The sequence below is a fragment of the Arthrobacter sp. genome, from assembly GCF_031179385.1.
In the GTDB taxonomy this organism is placed as follows: Bacteria; Actinomycetota; Actinomycetes; order Actinomycetales; family Micrococcaceae; genus Arthrobacter_D.
In genome coordinates this window covers 1-10,327 of sequence record NZ_JAPSHV010000098.1, presented here as the reverse complement: position 1 = coordinate 10,327, position 10,327 = coordinate 1, and the positions used below count along the sequence as shown (strand labels likewise).

Below are 10,327 nucleotides of genomic sequence, written 5' to 3'. Positions count from 1 at the left end.
GGCGAACTCGCCATCCAGCCGGTGTCAGGCGAACGCCTGACCGTAGGCGTGGATGGGGGCTTCTTCTCCGTGGACAGCAACCGTGTGGTGATTGTTGCCGACAACGCCAGGATCGGCGGTTCAGTGACCGCAGACGCAAAGTAGCGTAGAGCCTGATGGACGGTATCGATCTGACGTTCATCACGCTCGCAGTGCTCTTTGCCCTGCTGGTGCTCGTGATCGGCGCTTTCTGTCTTCGGCGCTATCAGTTACGCACGGCTCTCGGGACGTTCGACGCCTCCATCCGCCTCCCTAACAAGGGATGGCGGGTGGGGGTTTGTCGGTATACGGACAAGCACCTGGAGTGGCTGCGGTTGGTCTCGCTGAGCCCACGGCCCAGGCACCGCTACCTGCGAAGCTCGCTTGAGTTGAAGGGACGGCGTGCGCCTACGGAGGCCGAGAAGGCGGCCATTCCAGCGGACGCCGTGGTCGTAACCCTCAGTTACGAGGGGACCGAAGTGCTCCTCGCAATGAAGTTCGACGTCTATGCGGGTCTCTCATCCTGGCTTGAAGCCGGCCCGGTCATCGGAATCGGAACCTGGCGTTAACGGCCCGGCGGCCGCAACGCCTCCCGCACTGGTAAAGCCTATGGAAACCCGTTAAATAGTCAGGGCCCCCGCACAAGTGGGGGCCCTGACTATTTGCGCTGGAACGAGTTACAGGGCGGTGACGCCGGTAGCCTGGGGGCCCTTGGCGCCCTGGCCGATCTCGAACTGTACACGCTGGTTTTCATCAAGAGTCCGGAATCCGCCGGTCTGGATTTCGGAGTAGTGAACAAAAACATCGCCTTCGGAGTCGTCCGGCGTGATGAAGCCGAAGCCCTTCTCAGCGTTGAACCACTTGACGGTTCCCTGTGCCATTTATATTTCTCCTCATAATGGAACAAATTTCCAGTCGGCACACTGTGCGCCGACCGCGAGTTACTTCGCGGAAATTCCATCGAGGACAAGAATTACCTTGTGCCGTACGAGAAACTTCACGCTCGCAACCTGTCTTGCGAGCATGAAAACCACGTACACAAAGACTGAAATAAGCATCACATAGCCGTATGCACTGGTCAACGGACAATCCGACGATTACACCGATTGTTAAGCCGAAATTCGAATATCTGGCTGAACAGCCACGCGCTAACCGGTTCAAACCTGACTATTGACAGCCAGAATCAGCGGCGACGCCGTTAGAACAGACGGGAATCGACGTCGTCCACGCCGCGCATTGCATCGTAATCGAGGGTGAGGCAGTCGATGCCGCGATCCTGAGCGAGTACCCGTGCCTGGGGCTTGATCTGCTGCGCAGCAAACACGCCCTTGACCGGAGCCATGAGGGGGTCGCGATTGAGCAACTCCAAGTACCGGGTCAACTGCTCCACCCCGTCGATGTCGCCCCGACGCTTCAATTCGATGGCCACAGTACGGCCCTGTCCGTCCCTGGCGAGAATATCGACCGGCCCGATAGCAGTCATGTATTCACGGCGGATGAGTGAATAGCCATCCCCGAGGAGAGAGATCTGCTCGGCGAGCAGGCGCTGCAGGTCAGCTTCGACGCCGTCCTTGACCAGTCCGGGGTCCACTCCGAGGTCATGGGAACTTTCGTGAAGTAGTTCGTGAATGCTGATGACCAGGCGGTCATCACTCTTGGCATGCTGAACGTTCCAGGTCTCGGTCACGCCAAGCTCGATGTCCTCGGCCGCGGGCTCGACAATGCGGAGGGTGGCAGGCGGGCTCATCCAGTTCAACGGCTTGTAGGAGCCGCCGTCGGAATGCACCAGCACCGATCCATCGGCTTTGACCATCAGGAGCCGGGTGGCGAGCGGAAGGTGGGCGCGAAGGCGACCGATGTAATCGACTGAGCAGCGGGCTATGACTAAACGCACCCTTGGCACTTTACCGGCCCGTCGGTGGTTTCCTGATCATCGAGCACTCGGTGCAGACTGGTTCCATGCCCCGATCCAACCAGCCGCGGAAGCCCCGCGGACAGCCGCGCCGCAAGTGGGCCGACGCCCCGGAACTGGATCTTGAGAGGGCGCGCGCCGGCATCCCGACGAGGGAGTCTGCGCCCGACGGCGTGTGGTCGGTGAGGCGCATCACTGAACAGAACGCCGCGAAGCACTACCTGTGCCCCGGTTGCCACCGCGACATTCCGCCCGGCGTCGCGCATCTGGTGGCGTGGCAGGAAGATTCCCTGTTCGGAGCTGAAACGGCGCTTGCGGACCGGCGCCACTGGCATCTGACGTGCTGGCGCACCCGACGCTCCGGATAGCCAGACCCTCGCCGTTACCGAGAACGACCGCGCTCCATCGGTAGACTCGACCAGATGACAAGCGCAGAGCCGGCCTACCAGTTTTCCGACAGCCCCGAACCCACGAGGATCCGTCCGGGCACCGTTCTGCCGGCAATCCGGCGCAACATTGAGCTCACCACGGCGGACGGCAAGACGCTGGTGGGGGAGTTCGCCGCACCCGAGGGCAAGACGCCGGCGGCCACGCTCGTGACGCTGCACCCACTGCCCACGGCCGGCGGATTCATGGACTCCCACGTCTACCGCAAGGCCTCGTTCCGGCTTCCCGCGATGGCAGACATCGCGGTCCTCCGGTTCAACACCAGGGGAACCTGTTCCCCGCGCGGCTGCAGCGACGGCGAGTTCGACGGCGGCGGGCTGGAACGGCACGATCTCGAAGCTGCCGTGCACTGGGCGGTCAACGAGGGACTGACCAACGTGTGGCTGGTCGGCTGGAGTTTCGGCACCGAGCTGTGCCTGAAGTATGGCGCGCGCGAACCGGTCGCCGAGCTGATCGAGGGTGCAGTGCTGCTCTCCCCGCCACTCCACCGCGCGGTCGACGCGGACCTTGACTCCTGGGCTGCAGCGGAGCTTCCGCTGCATGTCCTCGTACCGGAGCACGATGATTACCTGCAGCCCCCGGAAGCCGCCGAGCGTTTCGCGAGGATTCCGCAGGCCAGGGTGGTGGGCGTCGACGGGGCGAAGCATCTCTGGGTGGGGGAGAAGTTCGTGAGCCGGGTGCTGGAGGAGATTGCCGGCGTCGTACTTTCGCGGCCGGTGACCCTCCCGACTGAATGGGACGGACCGGCGGCAAGCGCCGACTAACGGTTGATCAGCCGTGGTTACTGGTTGTCCTGGCGCGCGATGAAGACCTCTTTGAGGAGCAGCATCGCACCCGCCGCCAGGGGGATGGCAATGAGCGCGCCAAGCACGCCCAGCAGGGTTCCGCCCGCGATCACCGCGATGACGGCGACCGCGCCCGGTACTGCGACTGCCTTCTGCATGATGCGCGGCGAAATGAAGTAGGCCTCCACCTGCAGATAGGCCACATACAGCACCGCGAACAGGGCCGCGGTCTGCCAGCTCACCGTCAGCGCCACGAGGCTGACGACGACGGCGGCAATCACCGCGCCGACCAACGGAATGAACGCCAGCATCGCGACGATAAATGCGAGCAGCACGGAGAATGGAACGTCCGCGATCGACATGAAGATGAACGCGAAGGAGGCGTTCAGAAGGGCGACGCAGGCCTGGCCGATCACGTAGTTGCCGACGCTGCGGGTGATTTCTTCCGAGAGCCTCTCAACACGGGCGCGCCGGGATCGCGGGGCAAGGCGGTAGGCCCACTTCTTCATCGCGGGCAGCGACGCAAGGAAGTACAGGGTCAGGACGAGGATCACGAGGACGCCGAACAGGCTGTTGAGGATGACGGTTCCAACTCCCAGAACCCCGCCGAAGATGCCGCCCACCGCTTCGGAGTCGGCGAAGAACCTGTTCACTTCGTCGGTGACGCGCTCGCGCACCTCGAATTGCTGGTCCACAGTCTGGAAGAAGTCGGACGCGAGGAAGTCCCGGGCATAGCCGGGCGCACGCTCCACGAGCTGGGTCGTCTGCGAAACGATCGTGGGAATCAGGACCGCGAAGAAACCGACGATGATCCCCACGAGCATGAGCAGGGCGAGGAAGATGCCGGCGGGGCGCGGAACACCTCTGCCTTCCAGCCACCGCACGATCGGGTCGAGCCCGAGTGCGATGAAGAGTGCCGCACCGATCCAGACAAGCAGCTGGCCGACGTTGGTGATCATGAAGTACGCCAGGAGCGCCAGCCCGGCACCGACACTGGCCATGAAACCGAAATGGATGGGGTGCTGCCGCATCGAGCGCGGCTGTGGGCCGCCGAACTTCAAGCGCTCATCGCTGATGCTGACGGATTCGTCGACTGGAATGTCGTCGCTGCGCTCGGGCGGAAACTCGAAACGCGGGCGGGGCTGCGCGACCGGAACCATGTGCCGCAACCGGGTCACGGCGAAGCCAAGACCCCGGCGCCGGACCTGCGGGCGGGCCGGCGCAGCTTCCCCTGCGTCGGCCGGCTCAGGCTGCGTCTGGTCCACTGACGACGCCGGACGCGGCAGAGGTTCGCCGACCGGCACGTCCTCGTGTTCACTCACGTAAGATCCGCTTTCCTTTGCGTATCGGTCCGGGCAGGGCCGGTTGCATGACTAGCGAAACAGTAACAGGACCGCACCGCCCGCCGTCGGACGGTCGAGGTGCGCCCGCTGCGGCCGACAGGTTCTACCGAGACTTCTTCGTTACCATGGGGTCTAGTCCCTTCCGCCCGGTCACCGGGCTTGACCCAACCAACGTTAGGTTCTCGAGTGCGCTTTCCTTTTGCTGTTCCCGTCATGGTGATCGGCACGCTGCTGGTATTGCTGGGAATCGGCCAGCTCACGTGGTGGGCGCCGCCCGCCACTGTGACTGTTGCGGTTCCGGCAGATGCCCCGAGCGGCCCGGTCACCGTCATTGACGCCGGTGCGAAGGAAGCAGATGCCGAGGACATCGACATCACGGTGGAGTCGGAGGGCGCTTTCACGCTCGCAGTGGGCAGGGCGTCCGACGTCGATGCCTGGGTGGGTGAGGCTGCCCACCTGACCATCACCGGCGTAGGCGAGAATGAGCTTCAGACTGAGTTCGCCGAAGGTGAAGACACGGTTCCCAACCCCAGCGGTGCGGACCTGTGGACGAGCGAGGAGACCGCCGAAGGCACCCTGACTCACCGCTGGCTCGATCCGGGAGAGGGCGAATGGTCCATCCTCATTGCCGCCGACGGCGAAGCGCCCGCACCAACCGCGATCTCAGTCACGAGCCCCAATGACACTGCCACACCCTGGGCTGTTCCACTGATCATTCTTGGCGCCCTGCTCTTGGTTCTCGGTATCGCGCTGCTGTTCGTCAGACCTCGTCGAAGCCGCCGTGAAGCCGTCGCTGCCGGAACCCGGGCGCATACGCGGCAGCAGAACCGTCGTCGCAACAACGGGCATTCTTTCGCCGTCCATACGGTCCGTCCGTGGTCGGTCCTGGGTCTTGCCGCCGTGCTCGGATTGTCGGGAACGGCAGTGAGTGCCGCATCGGAAACAGAATCAGCGCCGCCGGTTGAATCCGCTGCGCCGGCCGAGGGGACATCCGGGGAACAGTACCCAGTGATCCTCGACAGCCAGCTCGACCGGATCCTCGCCTCGGTCGCCACTGCAGTGACAGAGGCCGACGCCGCCGCTGATGCGACGCTCCTCGAATCGCGTGTCGCGGACGCAGCCGCCACGTTGCGCAGCGCCAATTATTCAGTCCGCTCAACGGCGGACGAGGTGCCCGCGCCGACGCCGGTAGCAGCCGATCCGGTCCTCACCACGATGATTCCCACCGGAAGCGACTGGCCCCGGACGGTCGTTGCCCTGACGCAGGGCGATGCCAACCCGGTGCCCCAGGCCCTGGTGCTGGTGCAGGAGGATCCGCGGTCGAACTACAGGCTTACCTCGTCCATCCAGATGTTGCCGGGCACCACCTTCCCCACGGCAGGGTCCCCGGAGGGTCTCAGTGAGTTGGCAGCGGATGCAGGCGAGGAGCTCGTGGCTTCCCCCGAAGACGCAGTCGCGGCTATCGCTGACTACCTGACCAGCCCGGACGGTGGGAACGCGGCCACCTTCGAACCGAATTCCTTTGCGGATGCGATCACATCATTCCAGTCCGATGTCGTTGCGGACGCAGGCAATGACTCGGCCGAGATTACCTTTACGCATGAGCCGGTGGCCGAGTACACCAAGGCAATCTCCACCGGTGACGGGGGAGCTATGGTGTTCGGTTACCTTGACCATACCTACAGCAGCATTCCCGAAGGACCGGGTGACTCGATCGCCCTCGAGGGAACGGTCTACGAGACACTCACCGGCGAGGAATCAACGGAGGACGGCATCGACGTCCGTTATGGGGAAGCCGTCATGATGTATGTTCCCGCCGCAGGCAGTGACCAGAAGATCACCGTGATCGGAGCAGCCCAGCAGTTGCTGTCCGCCGAGCTCCGCTAAGGAACAAGACTGCTGCAATTTCCTTTGCCCATCGATATTGCCCCAGTAATAAGGTGACAACATGACGATTCCCAATACACCCGGCGGCGCTGCGCCGTCGTCGATGAACCTCCGCGGAGCAGTCGACCTCTCCGCATTGAAAGCCCGTGCCCAGGCCCAGGCGTCAAGCGCCCCGACGGCTGCCCAGGGCGCCGGGGGCGCCGCAAGCCCGGGTGCCGGGAGTGCACCCGCCGGCGGCAGCCCCTACATTGTCGACGTCACCGAGCAGGTGTTCCCGCAGCTCGTGCAGCTCTCCGCGCAGGTGCCGGTGATTGTCGCCCTCGGCGCATCCTGGAGCGACCAGTCGTCGCAAGTCCTCTCCGCTCTCGAATCGATCGCTGTGGAGCAGGCGGGCCGGGTATTGCTCGCACGGGTCGACTTCGAAACGCAGCCGGGAATCGCGCAGGCGTTTCAGGCGCAGGGGGTTCCCACCGTCGTCGGTATCCTCAAGGGACAGCCTGTACCGCTGTTCGAGGGCGCACTCCCGGAAGCGCAGATCCGAACCTATGTGGATGAGTTGCTGAAGGTCGCACAGGCCAACGGCGTGAGCGGTTCGTTGAGCGATGCGCCAGGGGCCGGCCCGGCCGCCGGTGAACCGGCAGAGGAACCGCTTCCCCCGCATCACCAGGAGGCGTTCGACGCCATCGAAGCAGGGGACTACGCAACTGCTGCCGCGGCCTACCGCAAGGCGCTCGCCGAGCAGCCGGCCGATGCTGATGCAAAGGCGGGACTCGCCCAGGTGCAGCTCATGCAGCGCCTCCAGGATGCCGACGCCACTTCCCTGCGAACAGCGGCGGCGGACGCTCCTGACTCGGTTGAGGCGCAGCTTGCCGTCGCTGATCTTGACCTGTCCGGTGGGCATGTTGAGGATGCGTTCGCACGTCTCACCACTTTTATTGCGCGATCCTCCGGCGAGGACCGGGAGACGGCGCGCGTCCGTCTCCTCGAACTGTTCGATATTGTCGGCCCAACCGACCCTCGGGTGAACAAGGCACGCAGCGCCCTCGCCAGAGCTCTGTTCTAGCCTCAACCGGGTCCCGCTGCGCAGGGCAGCACCGGACTATCCCGCTGTGAAGCAGGGGTTTTTCGTCCTTTTGGATGAGGGGCGGACACCGGCTCCGTTGTTAGCGTTGACGCATGACCTCGCAGCCTGTTTCCTCACCCGCGCCTGCCCCGGAACCGCAGAAGCAGAAGCAATCCGCCAGCGCCGATGCGGCGGCCGGCCGACCGGCACTTGCCCTGAGGGGACTGGCCAAGCGTTTCGGCGACAAAATTGCTGTCAACGGCATTGACCTCGATGTGCCGACCGGATCGTTTTACGGCCTGGTCGGACCGAACGGCGCAGGCAAGACCACAACCTTGTCCATGGCCACGGGTCTGCTTCGTCCTGACTACGGCCAGGCCTGGGTGAACGGAGTCGATGTCTGGCAGAATCCGCTCGAGGCCAAGAGGCTCATGGGGATCCTGCCCGATGGCGTCCGGCTCTTCGACCGGTTGACCGGTGAACAGCTGGTGACGTATGCAGGCCTGCTGCGCGGGATGGACCGCGACGAGGTTGCAGAGCGGGTTGCGGACCTGCTCAAGGCGCTGGACCTGGCAGACGACGCCGGGACCCTCGTGGTGGACTACTCAGCCGGCATGACCAAGAAAATTGCGCTCGCCTCGGCCCTCGTGCATGCGCCGAGGCTCCTGGTGCTTGATGAGCCGTTCGAGTCGGTCGATCCTGTGTCTGCGGCGAATATCCGCGACATCCTTACCACCTACGTGCGCTCCGGTGGAACAGTGATCGTCTCGAGCCACGTCATGGACCTGGTCCAGCGGATGTGCGACCACGTTGCGGTCATCGCGGCCGGAACCGTCCTGGCCGCCGGAACAGTCGACGCGGTGCGCGGTGATGCGAGCCTCGAAGACCGGTTCGTGGAGCTCGTCGGCGGCCGAAACACGGCGGAGGGGCTGTCGTGGTTGCGCACCTCCTGAAACTCAAGCTCCTCCTCCTGCGCAACTCACTCCGCCGAAGCACCTGGCAGCTTGTCGGCGTGATCCTCGGGGGCCTGTACGGCTTGGGCCTGTTGGGGCTGGTCGTCGCGGGCCTGGTAACCCTCGGCGCTTTGGACCTGGAGCTCGTGCGGACCGTTGTGGTGCTGGGTGGGTCGGCCGCCGTGCTGGGCTGGCTGGTAATCCCGCTCGTGGTCTCCGGGGTGGACATGACGCTGGATCCCGCCCGCTTCGTCACCTTCGCCGTGCCCATGCGCCAACTCATGACGGGCCTTGCGCTTGGCGGGGTCATCGGCATCCCCGGCCTCGTTACGCTGATCGCGCTCCTGACCCTGGCCGTCACCTGGATCCGCCATCCCGTTGCAGCCCTCGCGGCGATCGTGTGTGCTGCCGGTGCAATCCTTCTGTGCGTGGTCGGTTCCCGTTTGATTACGACGGCGGGCGCCGCCCTCGCGTCGTCACGTCGGTTCAAGGACCTCAGCTCCACGGTGGCGATCATCCCGCTGGTCTTGCTCGGCCCCATCTTCGCCGGCATCACGGCAGGATTCCAGAATTCCCCGGGGTTCGCCGGTGAGCTGGCACATATCCTCGCCTGGACACCGTTGGGCGTCTTCCTCGCCGTTCCTGCGGACCTGGCTGTGGGAGAGTGGCCTACTGCTCTGGCACGCTTTGCAATCGGGGTCGGCACCATATGCGTGATGGCGTTCCTGTGGCAGAAGAGCCTCAGTCACGCCCTGGTCACGCCGCCGCACAATGCAGTGACCCGCAAGGGGGCAGGCGACCTCGGTTTGTTCTCACGCTTCCCGGCGTCACCCACCGGCGCCGTCGCTGCCCGGGCCCTGACCTACTGGATGCGGGATCCGAGGTATGCGGCATCAGTGATCCTGGTGCCGCTGCTGCCGATTCTTCTCTGGTTCATCAGCGGTGAGTCAGGTGACCTGTCCCTGCTGAACTATCTCGGTCCGATCACTGCATTCCTGCTTGCCTGGTCCATCTCGGCGGATATCTCCTACGACAACACCGCCTTCTGGATCCACCTTTCGGCCGGGTTGAGCGGAAAGGCCGACCGCGCTGGACGTGCGCTTGCCCTGATGGTCTTTGCGACGCCCGTGGTACTCGTTTTCACTGTCGTTCCGCTTATAGTGAGCGGCTCACTGGCTGACCTTCCCATGATGCTCGGGCTCAGCGCCGGCGCACTCCTGACCGGTGCGGGCTTCTCCAGCGTCCTGTCGGCCCGCTATACCTACAACGTCCCGCTTCCGGGGGAGAGTCCGTTCAAGACACCCCCGGGAACCGGCTTTTCCATGCTCGCCATCCAGTTCATTGGCTGGGTGGTCCTGGCGGTGCTCCTGCTGCCTGAGCTCGGGTTCGCGATTGCGTATCTTGTGACCGGGAACGCCGTGTTCGGCTGGCTGACGCTGCTTACAGGGTTGGTCCTGGGGGCCGGGGCGCTGATCGGAGGTATACGGCTCGGCGGTGCCTGGTATGACAAACGGGGCCCGGAACTGCTGCAGGCGGTCAGCGTCAACAAGTGAGTCCCGGTCGGAGCTCTTCATCGGCAGTAGGATGGATCCATGAGTACGCCAGCAGACCCCTTTGACGACAGTCCCTACGGTTCGCCTGGAGACTCCGGTACGTCCACGGCCACGATTGAGCGCGAAGAACTGCGCGAGGAGCTGGAACCTGGCGACCGGGAGCGGTTCGCCCACTACGTGCGCAAAGAGAAGATCATGGAGTCGGCCCTCTCCGGAGAGCCCGTCATTGCGCTCTGCGGCAAGGTGTGGACCCCCGGAAGGGATCCGGAAAAGTTTCCGGTGTGCCCAACGTGCAAGGAAATTTACAATTCAATGCGTCCCGGAGATAAGTCCTAGGGATACCGCATGACAGAACGTCCGCCGGGC

General features: G+C 64.2%; 11 protein-coding genes and 1 pseudogene. 9 read left to right on the top strand and 3 right to left on the bottom strand.

What is annotated here, in order from left to right; genetic code table 11:
- Positions 1–144 (top strand): annotated as a pseudogene (locus RIF85_RS12430) (F0F1 ATP synthase subunit epsilon); the annotation flags it as partial.
- Positions 145–155: 11 nt separating this feature from the next.
- A complete protein-coding gene (locus tag RIF85_RS12425) occupies positions 156–587 on the top strand; it encodes a DUF2550 domain-containing protein (RefSeq protein ID WP_309072215.1) in 432 nt (143 codons plus the stop codon).
- A gap of 108 nt (positions 588–695) precedes the next feature.
- Here RIF85_RS12425 and RIF85_RS12420 read toward each other — a convergent pair whose 3' ends face one another.
- Together RIF85_RS12420 and nucS are read right to left on the bottom strand one after the other, a co-directional pair.
- On the bottom strand, positions 696–899 hold the full coding sequence (locus tag RIF85_RS12420) for a cold-shock protein (RefSeq protein WP_026545871.1): 204 nt from the start codon (positions 897–899) through the stop codon (positions 696–698).
- A 317-nt stretch (positions 900–1,216) separates the two neighbouring features.
- Positions 1,217–1,912, bottom strand: coding sequence for an endonuclease NucS (nucS, locus tag RIF85_RS12415; protein ID WP_309072214.1), 696 nt, complete (start codon positions 1,910–1,912; stop codon positions 1,217–1,219).
- Between the two features lie 65 nt (positions 1,913–1,977).
- Between nucS and RIF85_RS12410 the strand changes: the two genes are divergently transcribed.
- Both RIF85_RS12410 and RIF85_RS12405 read left to right on the top strand, forming a co-directional pair.
- Complete coding sequence (locus RIF85_RS12410) at positions 1,978–2,298, top strand: hypothetical protein (protein ID WP_309072213.1); 321 nt, start codon at positions 1,978–1,980, stop codon at positions 2,296–2,298.
- Between the two features lie 54 nt (positions 2,299–2,352).
- On the top strand, positions 2,353–3,141 hold the full coding sequence (locus tag RIF85_RS12405; RefSeq protein WP_309072212.1) for an alpha/beta hydrolase: 789 nt from the start codon (positions 2,353–2,355) through the stop codon (positions 3,139–3,141).
- 17 nt (positions 3,142–3,158) lie between these two features.
- Here RIF85_RS12405 and RIF85_RS12400 read toward each other — a convergent pair whose 3' ends face one another.
- Positions 3,159–4,484, bottom strand: coding sequence for an AI-2E family transporter (locus tag RIF85_RS12400; protein ID WP_375164846.1), 1,326 nt, complete (start codon positions 4,482–4,484; stop codon positions 3,159–3,161).
- A gap of 207 nt (positions 4,485–4,691) precedes the next feature.
- Between RIF85_RS12400 and RIF85_RS12395 the strand changes: the two genes are divergently transcribed.
- The 5 genes from RIF85_RS12395 to RIF85_RS12375 all read left to right on the top strand — a co-directional run bounded on the left by RIF85_RS12395 (position 4,692) and on the right by RIF85_RS12375 (position 10,297).
- Positions 4,692–6,392 (top strand): hypothetical protein, encoded by a 1,701-nt coding sequence (locus RIF85_RS12395; protein WP_309072211.1) that lies wholly within the window; start codon positions 4,692–4,694, stop codon positions 6,390–6,392.
- A gap of 61 nt (positions 6,393–6,453) precedes the next feature.
- Positions 6,454–7,455 carry a tetratricopeptide repeat protein gene (locus RIF85_RS12390; protein ID WP_309072210.1) on the top strand — a complete coding sequence of 334 codons (1,002 nt, stop codon included), beginning with the start codon at positions 6,454–6,456 and terminating at the stop codon, positions 7,453–7,455.
- Between the two features lie 113 nt (positions 7,456–7,568).
- Entirely contained in the window at positions 7,569–8,408 is an 840-nt protein-coding gene (locus RIF85_RS12385) for an ABC transporter ATP-binding protein (RefSeq protein WP_309072209.1), read from the top strand.
- Positions 8,390–9,961 (top strand): transporter, encoded by a 1,572-nt coding sequence (locus RIF85_RS12380; protein WP_309072208.1) that lies wholly within the window; start codon positions 8,390–8,392, stop codon positions 9,959–9,961. Before RIF85_RS12385 ends, RIF85_RS12380 begins: the two co-directional genes overlap by 19 nt.
- 39 nt (positions 9,962–10,000) lie before the next feature.
- Positions 10,001–10,297 carry a DUF3039 domain-containing protein gene (locus tag RIF85_RS12375; protein WP_309072207.1) on the top strand — a complete coding sequence of 99 codons (297 nt, stop codon included), beginning with the start codon at positions 10,001–10,003 and terminating at the stop codon, positions 10,295–10,297.
- The last annotated feature ends 30 nt before the right edge of the window (positions 10,298–10,327 follow it).

Bases quoted from the DNA above. Each gene is read 5' to 3' on its own strand.
- RIF85_RS12420 (WP_026545871.1), bottom strand. From the start codon at position 899: ATGGCACAGGGAACCGTCAAGTGGTTCAACGCTGAGAAGGGCTTCGGC.
- RIF85_RS12390 (WP_309072210.1), top strand. From the start codon at position 6,454: ATGACGATTCCCAATACACCCGGCGGCGCTGCGCCGTCGTCGATGAAC.
- RIF85_RS12425 (WP_309072215.1), top strand. From the start codon at position 156: ATGGACGGTATCGATCTGACGTTCATCACGCTCGCAGTGCTCTTTGCC.
- RIF85_RS12410 (WP_309072213.1), top strand. From the start codon at position 1,978: ATGCCCCGATCCAACCAGCCGCGGAAGCCCCGCGGACAGCCGCGCCGC.
- RIF85_RS12385 (WP_309072209.1), top strand. From the start codon at position 7,569: ATGACCTCGCAGCCTGTTTCCTCACCCGCGCCTGCCCCGGAACCGCAG.
- RIF85_RS12375 (WP_309072207.1), top strand. From the start codon at position 10,001: ATGAGTACGCCAGCAGACCCCTTTGACGACAGTCCCTACGGTTCGCCT.
- RIF85_RS12405 (WP_309072212.1), top strand. From the start codon at position 2,353: ATGACAAGCGCAGAGCCGGCCTACCAGTTTTCCGACAGCCCCGAACCC.